The organism is Adlercreutzia sp. CNCM I-6207 (genome assembly GCF_977072305.1).
Window position 1 is genome coordinate 1 of record NZ_CDRVLZ010000019.1, and the last position, 21,642, is coordinate 21,642.

Consider the following 21,642-nt stretch of genomic DNA (forward strand, 5'->3'; position numbering starts at 1 on the left):
CGGCGGTACCAATTTATCTTACCCAGGGTACCAAGCCCGCTGACTGGCGGTACCAGATTCTGCTGATTGTTGGTACCGGAGAGGGTTACTACTCACCGCAATTAGCATAGATCCGAATGATGACGAAGAAGATCTGACGCGTTACAAGAATCTTATATCAATAACAGAGAAGATCCGCGATACTTACTCGGTAACATACAATCCTGGAGACCTATATGTAAGTGCGAAATGGTTTAAAGAGTATGAGCTTACCGACAAGGCTAAAGAAGCACGAGATAATCAGATAAAAAATTGGAAGAGCAAAAAGGAGGAGACGGAAAGGAGAATTCACCAGAAAAAGGTAGATGATTATTGGGGCGCGCACGAGGAGGAAAGAAAAGACATTGAGGAAAGAATTAAATCTCTTGAAAAAGAAGTTTCGGATTTTACCTCCAGCGCAGATTACAAAGAGTGCAATGAAGCCGTTTGCAATTTCATTCTAGAAGAAGCAGATTTGTTGAAAAAGTTGGATCAATGCGGGTTTTTTGCTAAAGGAAAGATAAAAGCTCAAATTAAAGAGGCGAGAAGTAAGGCCAAGCCAACTATGGACAAGCTTACCGCGCTGGACAAGCGTATAGAGCCCAAAAGGGCCGAAATAAAAGGCCTTAAAGAAAAGCTTGCTAATCCCATCCAATGAGTTTTATGAGCATGAGGTAAGGGCGCGTCCTTCCGACGACGGTTGCGTGCAACCGCGGCGACGGCCCCATACAGAGGTAAGGAGGGTATCCACCGCAGTTACCACACTGTGTCGGGGCGCTCGGAACACGGCGAACCACCAGACAGGCAGATACCCTCCTTATCAATGGTTCAACCGCGAGAACGCAACGTGCGCAAGCCGACAGCGAGCGCCAAGGCTCCTCTGCCGCCTATTCTGTTGTAAGCGCCTTGCCCTCAAGGACAACGACACAGTGTGGTACTCGGCATTGTACCATCAATGCGATATACCTCGAAGGACGCAAAAGTGGTTCATGGCATGTAGGATCGTTCTTGAGCAATGGCTGGCTGGAAAGGGAAGGGGGTTGGAATGACGATATTGGCCTTCGGGGTGCGTGCTACAATGGCGTCCAAGACGTGAGTTCCCGATCACGGAGGCCTGCTCATGATGTACGACTATATCAAGCTTGCTGACGACACGCAGATAGCGCACTCGAACATACTGGAAGATCAAACGGTGCAGGTCTCTATTGAGCGCCCTGTTGATGGCGGCTTTTGTTCGGCAACGTGTTTCCTTCCCCAGTGTCGCTGGCAGTCTGTCGAGGGCTTCAACGCCTCCGAACTTGAATACTTTACCGAGATTGTGAGAAACAACGCCCCCCTCATCTACCGTCTTGCCCGAGAGGCGGGAAAGCAATATGCCTAGAGTGCTCGTCTTTGGTGCCTACATCATCTTTTTCTGGGTAGGCGAGAACGGTGAGCCGGTTCATGTGCATGTGGCAGAAAAGAGGCCATCGGAGAACGCTACGAAAATCTGGCTTACCTCTTCGGGTGGATGCCTTCTCGCCCATAATCGGTCGAAAATTCCGGACAGGGATCTATCGAATATTCTGGAATTGATCTCGCTGAATCACGGGTATATTTGCGATAAATGGCGAGAGGTGTTCCATGGCGATATTAGCTTCTATTGCTAGTGAGGCTAAAGGTGATGCCGAGCGCGCCGTAGCGATTTCGGACTTGCCTGAGTATCTCTATAAGACCGAGCGCGAAAACAAGGTGTTCTTCGTTTGCAGCCTGGTCGATTATATCGCGCGCAAGACGAAGAACCGCCGGTCGGATGTTGTGGAAGCGCTCGGGTCGCAGCGCCTGGGGCGCATCGTGGAGTTGGCCGATGTGTACCATTGCGACAACATCGATGTGGTGAGCGATCACTTCATCGAAGAGGCCGATATCGGCGAAGGCGTTTTCGACAACGTCGCCGCCGCTCGCTACGCCGTTCCCTCCCACTGGGACATAGGCAAGGTGTACAAGCGGCTCGTCCTTGCCATCGCCGACCGCGAGGGGACGACCGATGTCGAAGCAATTCTGCGCGCCTACTGCTCGCCGGTCAGTGCCCTCATCGACGACTACAACGGCAGCTTCTACTACGATTCGCCCGAGGCCATCTACGACGCTTACGCCACGGGGGAGTTGGAGTAGCGATTTTTGTGACTCTGACCTGGGATGCAATAATTCGATAAGAAATCCCTAAGGAAAAATGAACCAAATACCCATGGAGGTTCCATGCTCGCGCGCGTAGACTTCCTTTCCGAGGGAGGGCCCGACTTCCACTTCGGGCCCCGAACAAGAAGAGGAAAGGGGAGTCTATGGGAAAGACTGCGCAAACCTTCGGCAAGATCAGCCGCCGGTCGTTCCTCGGCCTGGCCGGGGCGACGGGAGTCGGCGTGGCGCTGACCGGCTGCGCGCCGGCCGCCAAGCAGGAGGAGCCGGCCGCAGACAGCCTGCCCGCCACTGGCGGCGATCCGCTCGATTACGACACCGTCAGCTGGTCTGCATGCCATGTGAACTGCGGCAGCCGCTGCCCGTTGAAGGCCTATGTGAAGGACGGCCAGGTCGTGCGCATCGACATTGATTCTGACGGCGACGACGAGTTCGGCCCCGGCAAGATCTACCAGATGCGCTCCTGCGTGCGCGGCCGCACCAACCGCCAGCGCATCTACAGCCCCGACCGCATCCAGAGGCCGCTGAAGCGCGTCGAGGGCACCAAGCGCGGCGAGGGCAAGTACGAGGAGATCACCTGGGACGAGGCCATCAACCTCATCGCCACCACCATGAAGGAGATCAAGGAGGAGTACGGCAACGACGCCTTCTACATCCAGTACGGCACCGGCGTGCTGGGCGGTACGGTGTCGAAGTCGTGGCACCCCGACCAGACCATGTTCGCGCGTCTCATGAACTTGTGGGGCGGCTACCTGCGCCAGTACGCCGACTACTCCACCGGTCAGATCACCTGGGAGATGCCGCTCTTCAACGGCGACGCCTGGTCGAACAACGAGGTGACCGATCTCGTGAACTCCAAGAACATCGTGCTGTTCGGTAACAACCCGGCCAACACCCGCATGTCTGGCTCGGCCATGCAGTACCTGCTCACCCAGGTGCGCCTGCAAAACCCCGAGGCCACCATCGTAGTGGTGGATCCGCACCTGTCGGACACCGCCGTGGGCGTGGCCAACCGCTGGATCCCTATCCGCCCCGGCACTGATATGGCGCTCGTGGCCGGCATGATCCAGTACCTGTTCAGCGCTGGCAAGCTGGACGAGCAGCTCATCCGCGACAAGTTCGTCGGCTTCTTCTCCGACAGCTTCGCCGACGATGTGAAAGCGGCCGAGCCCACAAGCACCGCCTTCATGGGGCTCGACAAGTCTGGCGCGCTCACCATCGATGAGGATATGTCCTATGAGGCCTACCTCGCTGGCACCGGCGCCTATGCGGGCACCGGCGAGAAGACCCCCGAGTGGGCCGCCGGCATCACCGGTGTTCCGGCCGATACCATCCGCGAGCTGGCCGACCTGTACATGGACGGCCCCACGGCCACCATTCAGGGCTGGGGTCCGCAGCGCCACTCCAACGGTGGCAACAACTCCCGCGCCATCGCGATGATCGCCGCCATCACCGGCAACGTGGGCATCTCCGGCGGCGGCACCGGCGCCCGCGAGGGCGTGGGCGGCGTTCCCTTCGCCACGCCCACGGCTATCCCGTGCTTCCCCGAGAAGAACACGGTGGGGGTGTGCGTTTCGTTCTTCGACTGGTATCAGGCCATCGAAGACTACACGGTCATGAACGACGCCACCTGGGGCATCCGCGCCATCGATGAGACCGGTGTCACCAGCTACGCCGAGGAGCCCGGCACCCTGAAGCTTAGGGCCCCCATCAAGTTCATTTGGAACTACGGATCCAATGTCATGATGGGCCAGCACGCCGACATCAACGACTCGCTCCGCATCTACAACCTGCCTGATGAAAAGGACTCCGGCGTGCGCATGATCGTCACCGTGGACCCGTGGATGACGCCGACGGCTATGGCCTCCGACATCATCCTGCCCGGCACCACGCCCTTCGAGGAGGACGATCTCACCACTGGCGGTACCGCTTGGACCGGCTTCATCTGCTGCGAGTCGAAGGCCATCGAGCCTCTGTTCGAGGCCAAACCCATCTACGAGATCTGCACCCTTCTGGCCGACGCGCTCGGCATCAAGGACGAGTTCACCGAGGGCAAGACCCAGCTCGACTGGATCGAGTGGTGCTACAACGAGGGGAAGGCGGCCGGCGACGACTTGCCCGACACCTTCGAGGAGTTCCGCGCCGCAGGCCTCATCAAGCAGACTGACGACCACACGCCGGCCATCGCCGCGCCGGAGGGCCCGCTCGCCACGCCCTCGGGCAAGTACGAGGTGTTCTCGAAGCAGGCCTACAACCTGTCGCGCCAGTGGGACCTCACCGGCGGCGGGTATGTGCCCGACGACGGCCGCGACCAGATCACGGGCCTGCCCATCTGGTACGAGAACTTCGAGGGATACGGCGACCCGCTGCGCGAGGAGTATCCCTTCCAGCTCATCGGCCATCATACCAAGACGCGCACCCACTCCTCCTACGGCAACGTGCCGTGGATGAGCTCGGTGGCCCCGCAGCAGTGCTGGATCAACGAGGGCGACGCCGCCACGCTCGGCATCAACCAGGACGACACCGTCATTGTGTCCACCGAGCGCGGCCGCTCTCAGATGACCGCTAAGGTGACGAACCGCATCATGCCCGGGGTGGTCAGCGTGCCCCAGGGCGCCTGGTACGACCCGGAGACCCGCGACGGCGCTACCATCGGCGACCCCAGCGTGCTCGATTTGGGCGGCTGCATCTCGGTGCTGACGTCCTCGCGCCCAACGCCGATTTCCAAGGGCAACGGCGTCCATTCCAACCTGTGCAAGATCGAGAAGGCCTAAAGAGGGGGATAGATCATGGAACAGTACGGATTTTTCGTCAACACCGACATCTGCACCGGCTGCAAGGCCTGCATGACCTCGTGCTTCGACCGCAACAACCTAGAGGTGCCGCAAAAGTTCCGCAAGGTGTACGAGTTCGGCGGCGGCGAGTGGAAGGCCGACGATGCCGGTGCCTTTACCGCCACGGCGTTCACCTACTACGTATCGATGACCTGCGGCCACTGCGAGAACCCGGCCTGCGTGGCCAACTGCCCCACCGGAGCCATGCAGAAGGATCCGGAAACGGGCATCGTCAACAACGACAAGGAGAAGTGCATCGGCTGCATGACCTGCGAGAAAAGCTGCCCTTATGGGCATCCCGTGCAGCTGGACGACGGCCTGTCCCACAAGTGCGTGCTCTGCTCGGACGAGAACCCGGAGGGCGTGCCGGATCCGACCTGCGCCAAGGCGTGCCCGGTGCGCGCGCTCGAGTTCGGCACCCTCGCGGAACTGCGGGAGCGTCATCCCGAGGGCGTGAGCGCCCTGGGCGAGCTGACCGATGAGACGGTCCCCGCTGTGGTGTTCGCGCCCCATCGCGACGCGGCCAAAGGCGGCGTGCTGCGCAACCCGCAGGAAGTGAGCCACGAGGCCTGAGCGCCAACGGCTTAAGAACGGGACACTAGCTTTACGGCGGCTGGTAGGGTATAACTCCTACCAGCCGCATCGGGCGTTAGGGAGGGTGCATGGAGAAGAAGGCGAGCCGGCCGCGCGCTGCCTGGAAGCAGGCGCGATAGAGCCATGACGATTTTTGGGCGACAGAGGAAGATCGGGCTGCGGACGAAGCTTATCGGGCTTCTCACGGTTGTTCTCGTGCTGATATCGGCGGTGTTCCTTGCGTTCACCTATGACGATCAATCGCGCCGCGCCGAGACCGATCTTCTGGAGAAGTCGCGGGTGCTCGTTACCGAGATGGATGCCATGTGGGATTTCATCTCGCTGAACCAGAACGTCATCAACTATACCTCCGACGGGGAGTACGACTACAAGGGACTGCATTGCGCCATTGCGGGGAAGTCGGTGGCGGCGCTGTTCTCCGAGAAGACGGATTACTCCATCCGCTTCACGAACTTGAACCCGCGCAACATCTACAATACCCCGGACGCCTACGAGGCCGCCGCCATCGAGACGTTTCTGGCGGATAAGGACACCGACGAGGTATGGGGCTACCAGACCGAGGGAGGCGATCAGGTTTTCCGCTATGTGCGGGCCATGGACGTCTCCAACGACTGCACCGAGTGCCATGGCCAGCCTGCCGGCGAGTTGGATGCGACCGGTTACCCGAAAGAGGGCTGGAGCGTGGGAGATGTGGCCGGAGCGGTGTCGGTGGTGGTGCCCGCAGATGGCGCCATGACCAACATGCGCGACGCCATCATCAGCAACATGATGTTCTTTCTTGCCGTGGTGGCGGCCATGGCGCTTCTCATCTACGTTGTCATCAGCCGACTCATTACCGAGCCCTTGACGGAGCTTCGAGCTTCTTTCTCCCGCGTAGCCGAGCCCGATGCGCACGCGACCGAGGGGGAAACGACCACTCCGAGGGTCTTTGGGCCAGCAGCCGTCGATGCGAATGAGCCCGCGCTCGTTCCAGGTTGCCTACGTGGCCTGCCGGCGCGAGGTTCCCTGGCCACGACCGACCGAGGCGTGCTGTACTCGTCCCGCGAGATAGACGACCTCATCGAGCAGTACCATTCCATGGCCCGGCGCTTGGAGGAGCTTTACGGAAGTCTGGAGTCGCAGGTGGCCGAGCGCACCGAGCAACTCTCCCGCGCTAATGCCGAGCTGGAGCGTCAACGTCGTCGAGCGGAGGAGATCAATGCCCAACTCGCCCGAGACAACCAGTACAAGTCCGATTTCCTTGCCATCGTTAGCCACGAGCTGCGCACGCCACTTACTTCCATTTTGGCTTTCGCCGAGCTCCTGGGCGAGTCCATCGGGCCCGGCCGGCCCGAGGCGCGCCGCCAGTTGGAGGAGATTGGCAAAAACGGTGCCATTTTGCTTGAGATGGTGGACAACGTGCTGGAGTGCGCCCGCATTCAGGCGGGCTCCGAGACGTTGAACCTGGAGCTGGTTGATCTGAACGACCTCGTGGGTATGGTAGAGTCGGCTATGGCGCCGGTGGCCGCCAAAAAGGGCGTAGCCTTTACCACCCGGGTCGACTTCGACGTGCCCCTCATCATGGGGGATTGGGAAAAGCTGCGTCGGGTGCTTGCGAATCTGACGAGCAATGCCGTGAAGTTCACCGATGCCGGCGGCGAGGTGGCTGTGCGCGTTTGCTGCGAGGCGGACGAGGATGACGCTCGCAAAGTGGTGATGCGCGTGACCGATACCGGCATCGGCATTCCGAAAGAGGCCCAGGAGCTTATCTTCGAGCGGTTCCGTCAGGAGAACATGTCCACGGTGCGCCGCTACGGCGGCAGCGGACTGGGGCTCTCGTTGGTGAAGGATCTGGTGGCCATGATGGGCGGCACCGTGGCTGTGGCAAGTGAGCCGGGGTGTGGCTCGACGTTCACCGTCGAATTGCCCGTAGAGGAGGAAGATCATGACTAAGGTGATGCTCGTCGACGACGACGCTTCTATGCAGGTGCTCATCGAGCAGATTGTACGCCGCGGCGGCTACGACTTCTGCTGTGCGGGCAACGGGGCCGACGGCCTGGAGATGCTGAGGGCCGAGCGCCCCGACTTCCTTATTCTTGATGTGATGCTGCCCGATATCAACGGTTTCGAAATCTGCGAGATCGTCCGAGGTGAGGGACGCGAGGTGCCGATCATGTTTCTCACGGCCAAGGGCGACATTGTCGACAAATCAATCGGCTTTAAGGCCGGTGCCGACGACTACCTTGTGAAGCCCTTCCAGCCTGAGGAGCTGCTTTTGCGGCTGAACGCGCATTTGCGCCGTCGAGAACGCGATCGCGAGCGCCAGCATGAGGGACGCGACCGCCGTCCCGAGGCGTTCTCGGTAGGGGATTTGGAGATACGCTTCGGGAAGTACGAGGTTCGAATGCGCGGAGAAGTCGTGGCGCTGTCCTCCCGGGAGATCGAGCTTTTAGAGCTGCTCGCCTCCGATCCGGGCGCCGTGTTCACCCGCGATCAGATCCTCGAGGCGCTTTGGGGAAGCAAGGAGGCTGCCGACCCCAACTCCATCACCGTCATGGTGCGTAAGATCCGCGAGAAGATAGAGGACGACCCTTCCAAACCACGCTACCTCGTCACTATCTGGCGCGTCGGGTACAAGTTGGCCGAGACGATATAGGCCGTTCTTCTATTGGGACTGATTTTCCTTTGAGGTTCGCCGAAACGATGGGGCAACTGCTGCAGCGGCATGGAGCCTTTCTTCCATGGAGGTTCCATGGATAATGCGTTTGTCGTTGCGCTTAAACTTCCGGCCGGTTTTCTCTTGAAGGGGTCTTCTCTTTGTAGTATTCTTCTCTGCTGTATCTCTGCGCCAGAATTGTGTTTCTATGCCCAAAATCAGGCGCAGACGCCAGAGAAAGGACTATCGCGTGGCTGATGCTGCAAAGAAGAATCCTGAGAACGAAACCGAAGAGATCGTCGTGACCGAGGACGTCGAGGAGATGGATGACCTGGATGACGACGACATGGACAACGCGGAACCTCCCGCGAACGCGACGAACGACACTGCTTCCGACAGCCTGACCGAGGACAAGATCGAGGCCGGCATCGACTCCGAAGAGGATCTGCTCGACGGCATTCCCGAGGAGGAGCTGAAGGCCACCGTTGAAGCGGCTGCTCTCCCCAAGGTCACTCCCCGTACCAAGGCCCGCGCCCGCAATCGCGCCAAGCGCAACGCCGATGCCGGCGTGACCATGCTCACGGGCGATCCGGTGCGCATGTATCTGAAGGAAATCGGCAAGGTGCCCCTGCTCACCGCTGCCGAGGAGATCGATCTGGCCATGAAGATCGAGGCCGGCGTGGCCGCCACCGAGGAGCTGGAGCGCGCCGAGGCCGACGGCGTGGAACTGGATCGCCGCGAGAAGCGTCGCCTCGGCCGCATCGAGCAGGTGGGCCTGGACGCCAAGCAGCAGCTCATCGAGGCCAATTTGCGCCTGGTGGTCTCCATTGCCAAGCGCTATGTGGGCCGCGGCATGCTGTTTCTGGATCTCATTCAGGAGGGCAATCTGGGCCTCATCCGCGCGGTGGAGAAGTTCGACTACACCAAGGGCTTCAAGTTCTCCACCTACGCCACCTGGTGGATTCGCCAGGCCATCACCCGCGCCATCGCCGACCAGGCCCGCACCATCCGCATTCCTGTGCACATGGTGGAGACCATCAACAAGCTCGTGCGCATCCAGCGCCAGCTTCTGCAGGAGCTCGGCCGCGAGCCAACCCCCGAAGAGATCGGCGAGGAGATGGGACTCACTGCCGAGCGCGTCCGCGAGATCCAGAAGATCTCCCAGGAGCCGGTGAGCCTTGAGACCCCCATCGGCGAGGAGGAGGACTCCCAGCTCGGCGACTTCATCGAGGACGATGCCGCCGTGGTGCCCCCCGATGCCGCCTCGTTCTCTATGCTGCAGGAGCAGCTGGCCAAGGTGCTGGAGGGCCTGGCCGAGCGCGAGCGCAAGGTTATCAGCCTCCGTTTCGGCCTGGAGGACGGTCATCCGCGCACGCTGGAGGAGGTGGGCCGCGAGTTCGGTGTCACCCGCGAGCGCATCCGCCAGATCGAGAGCAAGACGCTTGCGAAGCTGAGGCACCCCAGCCGGTCCAGCAAGCTTAAGGACTATCTGGAGGACTAGGAAACGATCCGACAGATCCGATGCCCGCGGCCTCGCTGCTGCGGGCATCTTCTTTTGCGGCAAAGATTTTTGGAAAAATGGTCACAAAGTCGAGTTTTGGGTTTCTGCGATGGCTTAAATTCGCATATCTTGCTTGTCTCGGCTTCTTCTGCAGACAAATTAGGGCATAAATGTCGCCGAATCGCCGAAAACGTTGATCCAGAAAACCCAAAACTCGATTTTGTGACCAGAAATTTCAAAACTATTGTAAGAGAGGCAGTGAAAGCCCTATGAACGAGGCCGTTTATGAGTTCTTCGCCACGTGCCTGCCGGGCGCCGAGAGGCTCCTGGCGGACGAGCTGCACGGACTCGGCGTGAAGAAGGTGCGTCCGCTGTCCGGCGGCGCATCGTTTTTCGGCGCGCCCGAAGACGCCCTGCGGGTGTGCCTGTGGTCGCGGCTCGCGGGGCGCGTTAATCTCACGGTAGGTCGCGTGGCGGCGCGGGACGCCGATGCCCTGTACGCCGGCGTGCGCGAACTTCCCTGGGAAACGGTGATCGCCGATGGTGCGAGTATCGCCGTGCGGGCGAGCGGTACCAACGCGGAGCTGCGCAACACCCAGTTCGTCGCCTTGAAGGTGAAGGATGCTATCTGTGATCGCCTGGCCGAGACTCGCGGCGCGCGGCCCGATGTGAAGCCCCAGCAGCCCGACGCTCTCGTTGAGGTGCGCCTTAGAGAGGAGAAGGCGAGCCTGTCTCTTGATCTGTCGGGCCGCTCCCTCACACGCCGGGCGTACCTTGGCGACGAGGCCGGGGAGGAGGCGCCCTCGGTGGTGTCGCAGGCGGCGACGCTGCTCGCGGCAGTTGGTGCGGCCGAGCTGTTTGCGGAGGGGACGACGTTTCTCGACCCCGTCGACGTCGACAGCATCCTCGCCCGCGAGGCAGCGGAGGTGCGCGAGGACCGGGCGCCGGGCCTCTTGCGCGAACGATGGGGGTTCACGGGCTGGACAGCGTTTCCCGATAAAGCCTGGGGCGACCTGTTGGACGAGGCGGACGAACGCTGCGAGGCGCGCATGGCGCTGCTTGCCACCGCGCCGGCGTGTCCCGATGCCCCTCGGCTCGTGGCCAGCGTCGCCTCGGTCTTTCGGGCCGACGACGATGCCGAGGCCGTGGCTGTCCGGGCTGCCTGCGTGGCCGCTTCCCGCGAGGCGCCGGCCGGCTCCCGTTTCGCCTTCGCCGGCTTCGAGGGCATGGCTGCGAAGTTCAAGGAGGAACCGACGGTGCGCCTCAAGCTGGGCCGCGGCCGTTCAGAGACGACAGTCGAGGTGTTCGATAGGCCGCCCCGGCGCCCCTCGGTTATCTCTGTGGCCAACCCCGCCGGTGGCGCCGACATTCCCGTTGAGGTGAACGACCCGGCGGCGGCCCAGTTCGCGAGTCGTTTGCGCAAGGTGGCCCGCGAGCGGCGCAAATGGGCGGCGCGCGAGGGGGTGGCCTGCTATCGTCTCTACGATGCCGATGTGCCTGAGTACGCCTGCGCCATCGACCTGTACGAGGGGGCGGCCGAGGCCGAGGGCGAGCTGTACGCCCATGTGGCCGAATACGCGCCGCCCAAATCCGTCGACCCTGAGCAGGCCCACGCACGTTTCGAGGACGTGCTCGCCCTGGTGCCCGTCGTGCTGGGCATTCCGCCGGAGCACGTGTTCTCCAAGTCCCGCCTGCGCGCGAAGGGCGGCGGGCAGTACCGCGACGCCGGCGGTCGCCGTTTTGTGACCCACACGAGCGAGGACGGCTTGATCTGCGAGATCGATTTGGGCGGCTATCTTGATACGGGCATCTTCCTCGATCACCGCGTAACCCGCGAGATGGTAGGGAAGATGGCCGCCGGCAAACGCTTCCTGAACCTGTTCGCCTATACGGGCGTGGCGACGCTGCATGCTGCGGCCGGCGGTGCGAAGGAGACGACGACGGTGGACTTGTCTCAGACGTACCTGGACTGGGCGGCCCGCAATCTTGCGGCCAACGGGTTCGCCTTCGAAGTTGTTGACAAGCCGAATCGAAGGGATCGAACGGACGGAGGTTCGGCGAGGGGTCGGCGGGGAGGGGCGGCCAACAAGCTCGTTCGCGCCGACGTCACTCGCTGGATCGCCGAAGCGCGCCGCCGCCATGAGCGCTACGACCTTATCTTCGTGGATCCCCCGACCTTCTCCAATTCGAAGGCCATGGGCCGACGCACCTGGGACGTGCAGCGCGACCATGTGGAGCTGCTCGTCGGCGTCTCGCGTCTGTTGGCCGACGGGGGAGTGGCGGTCTTCTCCTGCAACCTGCGAACCTTCAAGCCCGATCTCGAGGAGCTGGCGCGCTGCGGCGTGGAATTGGAGGACATTACCGCCCAGACCATTCCGCACGATTTCGAGCGAAACCTCCGCATCCACAAATGCTATCTGGTGCGCCGAAAATAATTTTCGCCTTCGAGGAAAATAGGGTCTTGCAAAGAGAAGCCCCTCCGTTATAATACTATCTTGCGCGTCAGGGCAAAGGTTCTGAAAGCGACATTCCTCGGTAGCTCAACGGCAGAGCATCCGGCTGTTAACCGGAGGGTTGTAGGTTCGAATCCTACCCGGGGAGCCAGAATTTTCGCGAGTCCGCTTCGGCGGGCTCGTTTCTTTTTCGGCAGCATTTGCGGGTTAGGGGCGCGGCACCGTCATCTCATCCGAATTGTGACCTCGCATTCTGGGTTTCTTTGCTATTATTAACCAATCCGACAAGCTGTTTTGTCGGCAACCGCAGAAGTGCGGGCGTGGCGGAATTGGCAGACGCGCCAGATTTAGGTTCTGGTGGGCAACCCCCGTGAAGGTTCAAGTCCTTTCGCCCGCACCATTCCCGTTCGAGTCCTGCCGGGACCGTGCGGCTGGGATGCGCGCCGAAGTATGGGCGCGCGCGAGAAAAGGAGAATCACCTTGGCAGTCCCCGCAGTATTCAGGAAGTACAACGAGATCAGCCTTATCAAGCGCATTCTCGTCGGCCTTGCCATCGGCATCGTCTTGGCGCTGCTCATTCCGAATGTGCAGCCTTGGACCGACATCATTACGCTTCTGGGCTCGCTGTTCGTCGGCGCGTTGAAGGCCGTCGCTCCCGTGCTCGTGTTCTTCCTGGTCATCAGCGCCCTTTGCAACGCCCAGGGTGCCGGTACCATGAAAACCGTCGTCGTGCTCTACGTCATCAGCACGCTGGTGGCGGCTATCGTGGCCCTCATCGGCAGCGAGATCTTCCCGACAACCCTCACGCTGGACACCTCTTCCATGGTTGAGCAGGCGGCCCCCGAGGGCATTGGGGAGGTGCTCACCACGCTGCTCATGAACATCGTGGCCAATCCGGTGGACGCGCTCATGAACGCCAACTACGTAGGCATCCTCGCCTGGGCCGTGGTGCTCGGCGTCGCCCTGCGCGCTGCCGGTGAGCGCACCAAGGAAGTGTTCACCGCCATCTCCGACGCCGTTTCCAAGGCGGTGCGCTGGGTCATCAATCTGGCTCCCTTCGGCATCCTCGGCCTGGTGTACGCCTCGGTCAGCACCTCGGGCCTGGAGATCTTCACCGAGTACGGCCATCTCATCTTGGTGCTCGTGGCCTGCATGCTCATCATCGCGCTGGTCACCAACCCTCTCATCGTGTGGATCTGCACCCGCAAGAACCCCTATCCGCTCGTCCTGCGCTGTCTGAAGGATTCCGGCCTCACCGCCTTCTTCACCCGCAGCTCTGCCGCCAACATACCGGTGAACATGGAGCTGTGCCGCAAGCTCGGCCTGAACAAGGACAACTACTCGGTGTCCATCCCGCTGGGCGCCACTATCAACATGGCCGGCGCGGCGGTCACCATCACGGTCATGACCATGGCCGCCTGCCAGACCATCGATCTGGCGGTCGACCCGGTGACGGCCGTCATCCTGTGCGTGCTGGCCGCCGTGTCCGCCTGCGGCGCGTCCGGCGTGGCCGGCGGGTCGCTTCTGCTCATCCCCATGTGCTGCGCGCTGTTCGGCATCAGCAACGATGTTGCCATGCAGGTTGTCGGCATCGGCTTCATCATCGGCGTTATCCAGGATTCCTGCGAGACGGGCCTGAACTCCTCTTCCGACGTGGTGTTCACGGCCACCGCCGAGTATCGGCAGCTCATCAAGGAGGGCAAGGAAGTGCACCTGGGCAAGGACTCCTTCGCCTACCACGAGCTCTCCTAACAAGCTGCGCGCACCGCGCATTCTGAATCACATTGCGGAAGGGAGCCTGCGGGCTCCCTTCTCGTTTGCCTTGCTTGTCTCCCACGGCCTGAGGCAGTGTCGACTTGCCGGAACGAGCATACCAGCAGGTCGGATTCGGCTGCGTTCGATGGCCCCGGCCAAGAGGGGTCTCAGTGGGATTGTCTCGCCTTCGCCTTGTCTTGCTCGGCGCGCGGCGCGGCAGTTTCCACGAGGTGGCGAGTGGTGAGAAGGCCGGCTGCCATAAGGAGGCCGAGAGCGCCAAAGGAAAGGCGCATGGCGTCGGCCTGCGCAGAGGCCTTCACGTCCACGAGCTTGTCGACCTGCGCGGCGTCGGCCCCCCAGGTTCTCGCCTCGTCGGAAAAGGCGCTGTCGCTCATGAGCGTCGAGGCGGTCTCCGCAGCGGGAGCCACATAGCTCTGGTCGATGCCCGCCGAGGCGGCCTGGGCCGCGAAGCCGCCCGCCATGGTGAGGAGAAGGAAGGTTCCGGCGAGCGCCGTGCCGAGGGCGAGCCCGATGCTGCGAGCGGCTCCCTGGATGCCGCCGGATTGCTCGGCCTCTTTGCGGGTCACAGCGCAGGCTACGGCATTGTTCGATTGGGAGTTGACGGCGCCCACGCCGAAGCCGCCGAGGGCCATTCCGGCGAACAGCGTTCCCGTCACGCCGTGCGCGTGGACGCCGAAGGCCATGAGCGCGCAAGCGATGGCGATGGCGATGAACCCCGTCCGGATGATGAGGCGCGAGGAAAGGTGCGGGGCGAGCTTGGGCAAAAAGGTTGCCAGAAGGAACATCGGGATGCCCGACAGGAGGGAGAGCATGCCGGTTTGTAGCGCCGTGAACCCGGTGACGAGCTGGAGGTACGGCGTGGCCAAGATGCCGACGGCGCCCATGTAGAAAAACGGCAGCGCGACGGCGGAGAGTCCCGCGCGCACCTTGGGGGAGGTGACGAACGCAGCGGGGATGAGGGGGTTGCCGCGACGTTGGGCGCGTCGCTCGGTGGGTACGAGCAGGCCGAGCAGCACGAGCCCGATGAGGATGGCGGGCAGGGTGGGGGGCAGTCCGCACAAGGTGAAGGGGCAGAGCTTCTGCGGATCGACGATGCCCCAGTCCGAGAGGTGCGCCACTCCGAACAGCGCGAGCCCCATGCCGAGAGCGGCCACGATGGTGCCGGCCACATCGAAGTGGCTGTGATTGCCGGAGAGGGGGGTGCGGGGAATGAGCCGCGTGCAGCACAGCACGAGCACGAAATAGATGGCCATGATGGCGAAGGTGAGGCGGAAGCCCGAAGAGTCCATAACGATGCCCAAGGCCAGAGGGGAGAGCGTCGAGAGCGCGGCCGCCCCGGCAATGGTGCCGAACGCGATGGCCCGCTGCCGCCCTTGGTAGAGCGCCGCGACCAGCCCGAGCACCGAGGGCGTGATAAGGCAGGCGCCAAGTCCCATGATGACGCGCCCGCCCCAGGTGAAGGCGAAGATGTTGGGGGAGAGCGCCGCCACCATCTCGCCCGCAACGGCCAGGGACAGCCCCATGGCCAGTGCGCGGTGCAGGCCGATGGTCACGCCGACGAGCCCTCCGGCTATCATGAACGCGCCGGCGATGAGCGAGAACAGCGTGGTGGCCATCTGGATATCGTCGAGGGTGGCGCCCAGCGTGCCCACGAGGCTTGCCGTCGCAAGGTTCATGGCCGCGCTGTCGCTTGAGGTGCCGATCTGCGCGAGGGCGAGAACGGCCAAGGGCGCATAGCTCGCCTTCGTGATTTCTGCCGGCCGCCGGGTGGTGGCGTTGGCGGTAATGGTCGTAGTTGCCATGATGCGCCTCTCAACTGTTTGCGGCGCCCCATGGCGCCGCCCCACTATCTTGTTGTCCCAGGGAAATTCTCTCCCAAATGCACGTCCATGCTGTCGTATTGCGCAGAATCTCGTACAATCGTTGCCATCTTGCCACGGTATTGTCGCCCTCAAAGGCTAGGCTCGCTCTACACTGGGAGCAGGGTCGTTCGCCCCGAGGGACCAAGCGGTGAGGAGGAGCTATGAACAGCAGGCAAGGAGCGCTCCTGCGGGCGCTGCTCGAAGCCAGCGGCTACCGGACATCTGCCGATTACGCTCGCCGATTCGGCTGCTCGGATCGCACGATTCGCACCGACGTCAAGGCCCTCAACTCGTTTTTCGAGCACGAGGGACTCGCCACGCGGGTGGGCCGCCAGCGCGGGGCCGGGCTGCGCCTTGCGCTGGCTCCCGGCGAGGAGAACCGGCTCGTGCGCTTGCTCGAGGAGAGTGAGACGGAGATGCACCCTCGCTACGAGCGCCTGTGCCAGGAGATGATCGCGCTGACGTGCTATCCCGGGCCCCATACCGCCGACAGCCTCGCGCGCCGCATGTTCCGCAACAAGCAGCAGATTCAGTCCGATTTGCGCTGGTGGCAGGGGATATTGAAAGTGAGCGGGCTCACGCTGTCCGTCGGCCGCCAGATCACCGTCGAGGGCCCCGAGTGGACTATTCGGGGCTTCGTCATGTCCATGCTGTTCTCGTTCTCCTCGGCTGCGGTGCGCCGTCGCATCCTGCCCTCGCTGTTCGGATCGATCGAGCCCTACGACCGCCAGTTTCTGGAGCGCTGCATCGCCGAGATGCAGCGCGACCTCGGCTTCGAGTTCTCCAGCAACGCGCAATTGCAGTTCGGCGTGTACCTCTGCATTATGGTGACCCGCCTTCGCCTCGGCCATGGCCTGATGGCGTGGCGCGGCGCCGACGGGTCCACGCCGTTCTTCGCCTACCTCAAGAAGCGGCTCGAGCGCCATTTCTCCCTGACGGTGAGCGATGCCGAGATGGGACTGCTCAGCGACATGGCCCACTGCTGCACCTGGCAATGGAGTCTGGCCGCTATGAGCGCCTACGAGCCGAGCGAGCGCGCCCGCGCGTTCACCGACGACGTCGAAGAGGCCCTCAAGAAAGCGTTCGGCGCGCCCTTGCCCGAGGATGTACGCAAGCCCTTGGCCATTCTGTTCGAGAGCGGCCTGGCGCGACGCACCTGCGGGTTGGTGGCGGCGAATCCCAACGAGGAGTCGGTGAAGTACGAGGCCATGGACGGCGCCTGTCTTCTGTCCTCGGTGCTCTGCGAGGTGCCTTCGCTTGTCGAGGCCGACCTGTTCAGCCCGGACTACGCTCGCATTGTGCTCGTGCTGCTCGATTACCTCGACCAGGTCGGCGCGCTGCGCTGCTATCGGGTGGGTCTGGTGGTGAACTGCGGAATCGATCTGGCCCTTTGGGGCGCGCATCGCATCGAGAAGCTGACGAGCCGCCTTGAGGTGACCGATGTCCTGACGGAGAACGAGGTGCTCGCCGCCGCGAGCCGTCCCAATTCGACGCTGCTCGAGCGCTTCGACTTCCTCGTGTCCTTCGAGCCGATGGACGTCGATTTCCCCTGCGTGACGATCTCGCCGGGCGTCAGCCGCGCCGATATCGATCACATCATCGCCTCCGTGCCGCTTTGGCGACGGGGCCAGGAGGTTCACACGGCGTGGGAGCGGGGCGTCCTGCCCGCCGGCCCCTCGCCCGAGAGCATGTTCGCCTCGCTGCACGCGCGCCTTACGGCCGACGGCCTTATCGACATGTCCCTCGAGCGCTTCGAATGGCTCGTCTGGACTCTGTCGGTGGTGAAGGATCGCACGCTCGTGTTCGCCTGGTGCGGGTCGGGCGTCTGCAAGACGGGCATCCGCATCTTCCGCCTGGAGGAGGGCGATCAGGCCGAGTGCGGCCAATGCACGATGGCCGCCGTTCTTGTGGGGGCGCCCGCCGAGCGGGGCGATCTCACGCCGCTCACGCAGGGGTTCAAGCGGCTGGTGGAAGACTATGCCGATACCTCAGATCTCGTCAGCGACGACGGATTTTTCGTCTGCTTCCCGGAGCCCGAATAGGGGACGAAAGGTCGGGGAAGCGAAGCTCGGGCAGGACGCGCGCGGCGCTAGGGGAGCAAAGCTCGACCAGCGTGCGAAGCCCGGACACAGCGCGAACAGCGCCGAGAATGCGAAAAAAGAAGGGAAGCCCGCGGGCCTCCCTTCTTCTTTCAGGCGACTGAGCCGTCGCTATTTCGCGTCGCGCTCGTAGAGGGTGTCGCCCTCCTTGATGGTGGCGAGCACTTGGATGTCGCGGATCTCGCGCGGATCGACGGCCAAGGGATTGCGGTCGAGCACCACGAGATCGGCCAGCTTTCCCGCCTCCAGGGTACCCTTGTCGGCCTCCTCGCCGTACTGGTAGGCGCCGTTGTAGGTGATGGCGCGCATGGCCTCGTACGGCGTCACCTTCTGGTCCTCGTCCAGCTGGACGCCGGCCTTGGTGATGCGGTTCACGGCGCACCAGGCGGCCTCCAGCAGGTTCGGGCGCAGCACCGGGGTGTCGGTGTGCAGGGTGAAGGGCAGCCCGGCCCGCTCGGCATCGCCGCAGGCGCTCACGCGGCCGCCGCGCACGGGACCCAAGTTCCGCAGGTGCGCGTCGCCCCAGTACCACACGTGCGAGGAGAAGATCGAGGGGATCATGCCGATTGCCGCCATCTTCTCGTACTGGTCGGTGCGTGCCGTCTGGGCGTGGATCATCACCGGGCGCAGGGCCATCTTCTCGGGGTTGTCCGATGCGTCCCGCGCCGCCTCGTAGACGCGCAGAAGCTGGTCGGCCGCCGCGTCGCCGTTGCAGTGGCACAGAAGCTGGTGGTTGGAGTCGATGGCCATCTTCGCGAAGGCGATGGCGTCCTCGTCGGTCATGGTGCTGTAGGCCACCCAGTCCTTCTCCCCGTCGGGGCCTTCCACGTAGGGCTCGGTCATCCAGGCGGTCAGTCCCTGGGGCGAGCCGTCGAGGAACATCTTCAGGCCGCCGAAGCGGAAGTGCCCGGTGTAGCTCTGGCTGTCGAACTCGGCGTTGTCCGCGAGCGTGGCCATCACGTCGCTGCCCCACATGGGATAGCTCACGATGTCCATCTTCAGCAGGCCGGCGCGGGCGAGGCCCACCAGCACCTTGGCCATGTCGGGCGCGGTGGCGCCGTCCTGGCAGGTGGTCACGCCGTGCTCCAGGTAGATGCGCTGCATGTCGGGAACCATGGCCGCGAAGTCCAGGCCCAAGCGGGGAGTGGTCACGGCGTAGAAGGGGTTCATGGCCGCCGGCTCCTCGGCGTAGCCGTCCAAGTCGCCGGTGCCGTTCATACGTCCGTAGCGGCCGCCCTCGGGGTCGGGGGTGGTGGGCGTGATGCCGGCCAGCTTCAACAGGCAGTCGTTGGCCACGCCCATGTGGTTGGACACGTGCGTGATGAGCACGGGGACGTCCTCGGACACGGCGTTCAGGATGGACTTGTCGGGGTGGCGCTGCTCGATGAGGTTGTTCTGGTCGTAGCCGTTGCCCATGATGACGCCGTCCGGGCCGATGTTTCGCTCGGCGGCGAACTTCTTCAGCGTCTCGGTGATCTCGGCGAAGGAGGTGCACTCGGAAAGGTCGGCGTACAGGAGGTACTGCAGCGCGCCGGTGAAGTGGCTGTGCGGGTCGATGAGCCCGGGCAGCACGGCCGCGCCTCCCAGGTCGACCTCCTCGGCGCCCTCGGCGAGGCGGCGCGCCTCTTCCAAGGTGCCGACGTAGGCGATGCGGCCGTCGTCATCGACGAGGAGCGCGTCGGCGGTGTCGACGTCGTCAACCATGGTGACGAAGGTGGCATTGGTGAAAAGTCGTTTCATGAATTTCCTTTCAAACACGCGCGAGTTACATCTCGCGGTCGACGACCGGCTCGAAGGGCATCTCGTCGGCCGTCTCGGCCACGATGGTCTCCTCCTTGCCGTCCTCATCCTTCTTGAAGATGGTGATCCAGCGGGTCGTGAACAGGCCGAGCAGGATCAGCACGCCGGACACCACGTACGAGGTGATGGTGGACTCGATGCGGGCGTCGGAGTTCAACTGCACGAGCTCGGTGCGCTGCTCGTCGGTCATGGGGATGTCGGCGATGGTCTGCTCGAACTGCTCGTCGCCCATGAGCGAGATGTTGCGCTCGGCCACGGCGGTGCGAACCTCGGGGGTGATGACGGGGCTGTCGGCCATGGCGTTGTCGATGTTGGCGGTGATGCCGAACAGCAGGACCGCGCCGATGGCGGCCACGCCGATGGCCTGGCCCACGTTGCGCATGGTGGTCTGGATGCCGCCGGACTGCGACGCGTCGCGCTCGTTTACGGCCAGGGCCACGATGTTGTTGGCCTGGGCGGAAACGATACCGGCGCCGGCGCCTGCCACGGCCAGGCCCACCCACATGAGCCCGTTGACCTCAGAGCCGTGCAGCGAGAAAGCCATGGGGATGAACGCGCTGGCCATCACGATGTAGCCGACCTGGATGACGCGGCGCGGGTTGGCGTTGGGCATAAACTTCGGGATGCCCAGCGAGAAGATGAAGGTGGGGATGCCCACGGCCAGCGCCATGACGCCCATGAGCACCGGCGACCAGCCGGCCACGAGCTGCAGGTAGGGGGACAAAAGAATCGCCTGGACGCCCATGAAGAAGAAGGTGATGGCGCTTGCCACGAGGCCGGCGCGCACCTGCGGGGTCTTCAGGAACGACTGGGGCAGAAGGGCGATGCCGTTCTTCTGCTCGACGCGCTTCTCGACCGGCACCAAGATCACGAGCAGGATCAGGCCGAGGACGGCCATGGGCAGGGCCGGGGAGATGCCGAAGATGGTGAAGGGGCACTCGGCGAAGGGCTCGATGAGGCCCCAGGCGGAGATGCGGGAGAGGCCCACGAGGAACAGGAACAGGCCCGTGGCGGCGATGCCGGTGCCCAGCCCGTCGAACTTCAGCTTCTCAGCGGGCTTCTCGATGGCCGGCAGCTTGAAGGACAGAAGCAGCGCCAGGGCGAAGTACACGGCCAGGGCGCCGAAGGTGATGCGGAATCCGCCGAACTGCATAACGATGCCCAAGAACAGCGGCAAAAATGCCGACAGGCCCGAGGCCGCGCCGATGCAGCCGAAGGCCAGCACGCGGTTCTTGCCATGGTAGATGAACGGAATGAGGCCGAGCACCGAGGGGATCATGAAGCTGGCGCCGAAGCCGACAAGGATGCGGCCGCCCCAGATGAAGATCGTCATGTTCGGCGACAGCGCCATGACCAGCTCGCCGGCGGCGCACAGAGCCGCGCCGAGGCGGAAGTTGGTGCGCCAGCCGATGATGGTGCCCACGAGTCCTCCGGCCACCATGAAGGCGCCGGCCATGAGCGAGTACACCATGTTCGCCAGCTGAATGTCGGGAGTCGTCGCGCCGAGCACGTCGACCAGCTGCTGGTTGGCCAGTCCGAGCGCGCCATTGTCGCCCGACGTTCCCATCTGCGCCAGAATCAGCACGATAATGGGCAGCACGAGGAACTTCTCAACACCCCCCTCGGGATGCGTCGTTTTGCTCTTCGCCATTATGTCCTCCTTTAATCTTGGATGGAATGCCTATGCCGAAAAGGGTAGTCTCGCAAGCTCCCTCCGTAATTCGGCGGCGCTCATTGTAGGAAGACTGCTTCCTTTTCGATCGGGAAACGTTTTCCGTTGCAACGGAAATGTTCCATTTGGGAAAAGGGAACACGGGTTCCTATACTGCTTGTCGGTCAATTTCCGTGCGGCCCGCTGTCGCGGCAGCTCAAACCAGTGAAACGTTGCGAGCGGG

Annotated in this window: 15 protein-coding genes and 2 tRNA genes; 14 read left to right on the top strand and 3 right to left on the bottom strand. The window is 62.9% G+C overall.

Going from position 1 to position 21,642, the window contains the following annotated elements; translation table 11 throughout:
- The first annotated feature begins 496 nt into the window (after positions 1 to 496).
- The 13 genes from ACW4QM_RS09630 (at position 497) to sstT (ending at position 13,962) form a co-directional block, all read left to right on the top strand.
- Entirely contained in the window at positions 497 to 676 is a 180-nt protein-coding gene (locus ACW4QM_RS09630) for a hypothetical protein (protein WP_161127834.1), read from the top strand.
- Positions 677 to 1,138: 462 nt separating this feature from the next.
- On the top strand, positions 1,139 to 1,399 hold the full coding sequence (locus ACW4QM_RS09635) for a hypothetical protein (RefSeq protein ID WP_161127835.1): 261 nt from the start codon (positions 1,139 to 1,141) through the stop codon (positions 1,397 to 1,399).
- Positions 1,392 to 1,667 (top strand): DUF4160 domain-containing protein, encoded by a 276-nt coding sequence (locus tag ACW4QM_RS09640; RefSeq protein ID WP_161127836.1) that lies wholly within the window; start codon positions 1,392 to 1,394, stop codon positions 1,665 to 1,667. Before ACW4QM_RS09635 ends, ACW4QM_RS09640 begins: the two co-directional genes overlap by 8 nt.
- On the top strand, positions 1,642 to 2,172 hold the full coding sequence (locus tag ACW4QM_RS09645) for a hypothetical protein (protein ID WP_237975011.1): 531 nt from the start codon (positions 1,642 to 1,644) through the stop codon (positions 2,170 to 2,172). The genes ACW4QM_RS09640 and ACW4QM_RS09645 overlap by 26 nt, the downstream gene beginning before the upstream one ends.
- A gap of 167 nt (positions 2,173 to 2,339) precedes the next feature.
- Positions 2,340 to 4,967, top strand: coding sequence for a DMSO/selenate family reductase complex A subunit (locus tag ACW4QM_RS09650; protein ID WP_455798407.1), 2,628 nt, complete (start codon positions 2,340 to 2,342; stop codon positions 4,965 to 4,967).
- Between the two features lie 15 nt (positions 4,968 to 4,982).
- Positions 4,983 to 5,600 (top strand): 4Fe-4S dicluster domain-containing protein, encoded by a 618-nt coding sequence (locus ACW4QM_RS09655; RefSeq protein ID WP_161127838.1) that lies wholly within the window; start codon positions 4,983 to 4,985, stop codon positions 5,598 to 5,600.
- 144 nt (positions 5,601 to 5,744) lie between these two features.
- Positions 5,745 to 7,553 carry an ATP-binding protein gene (locus tag ACW4QM_RS09660; RefSeq protein WP_161127839.1) on the top strand — a complete coding sequence of 603 codons (1,809 nt, stop codon included), beginning with the start codon at positions 5,745 to 5,747 and terminating at the stop codon, positions 7,551 to 7,553.
- Entirely contained in the window at positions 7,546 to 8,256 is a 711-nt protein-coding gene (locus ACW4QM_RS09665) for a response regulator transcription factor (RefSeq protein WP_161127840.1), read from the top strand. The genes ACW4QM_RS09660 and ACW4QM_RS09665 overlap by 8 nt, the downstream gene beginning before the upstream one ends.
- A 346-nt stretch (positions 8,257 to 8,602) precedes the next feature.
- A complete protein-coding gene (gene rpoD / locus ACW4QM_RS09670) occupies positions 8,603 to 9,757 on the top strand; it encodes an RNA polymerase sigma factor RpoD (RefSeq protein WP_273701303.1) in 1,155 nt (384 codons plus the stop codon).
- 269 nt (positions 9,758 to 10,026) lie between these two features.
- Positions 10,027 to 12,192 (top strand): class I SAM-dependent methyltransferase, encoded by a 2,166-nt coding sequence (locus ACW4QM_RS09675; protein WP_161127842.1) that lies wholly within the window; start codon positions 10,027 to 10,029, stop codon positions 12,190 to 12,192.
- Between the two features lie 94 nt (positions 12,193 to 12,286).
- Positions 12,287 to 12,361: transfer RNA gene (locus ACW4QM_RS09680), tRNA-Asn, on the top strand.
- A 163-nt stretch (positions 12,362 to 12,524) separates the two neighbouring features.
- A tRNA-Leu gene (locus ACW4QM_RS09685) sits at positions 12,525 to 12,610 on the top strand.
- An 80-nt stretch (positions 12,611 to 12,690) separates the two neighbouring features.
- Positions 12,691 to 13,962 (top strand): serine/threonine transporter SstT, encoded by a 1,272-nt coding sequence (gene sstT / locus ACW4QM_RS09690; protein WP_237418861.1) that lies wholly within the window; start codon positions 12,691 to 12,693, stop codon positions 13,960 to 13,962.
- Between the two features lie 170 nt (positions 13,963 to 14,132).
- Here the strand turns inward: sstT and ACW4QM_RS09695 are convergent, their stop codons facing one another.
- On the bottom strand, positions 14,133 to 15,788 hold the full coding sequence (locus ACW4QM_RS09695; RefSeq protein WP_161127844.1) for an MFS transporter: 1,656 nt from the start codon (positions 15,786 to 15,788) through the stop codon (positions 14,133 to 14,135).
- A gap of 221 nt (positions 15,789 to 16,009) precedes the next feature.
- Between ACW4QM_RS09695 and ACW4QM_RS09700 the strand changes: the two genes are divergently transcribed.
- Positions 16,010 to 17,890 carry a BglG family transcription antiterminator gene (locus ACW4QM_RS09700; protein ID WP_455798408.1) on the top strand — a complete coding sequence of 627 codons (1,881 nt, stop codon included), beginning with the start codon at positions 16,010 to 16,012 and terminating at the stop codon, positions 17,888 to 17,890.
- A 168-nt stretch (positions 17,891 to 18,058) separates the two neighbouring features.
- Here the strand turns inward: ACW4QM_RS09700 and ACW4QM_RS09705 are convergent, their stop codons facing one another.
- Together ACW4QM_RS09705 and ACW4QM_RS09710 are read right to left on the bottom strand one after the other, a co-directional pair.
- The gene (locus ACW4QM_RS09705; RefSeq protein WP_302383247.1) at positions 18,059 to 19,687 is read right to left on the bottom strand and encodes an amidohydrolase; all 1,629 of its coding nucleotides are present in this window, start codon (positions 19,685 to 19,687) and stop codon (positions 18,059 to 18,061) included.
- Between the two features lie 25 nt (positions 19,688 to 19,712).
- Complete coding sequence (locus ACW4QM_RS09710) at positions 19,713 to 21,398, bottom strand: MFS transporter (RefSeq protein ID WP_455798409.1); 1,686 nt, start codon at positions 21,396 to 21,398, stop codon at positions 19,713 to 19,715.
- Positions 21,399 to 21,642: the final 244 nt, after the last annotated feature.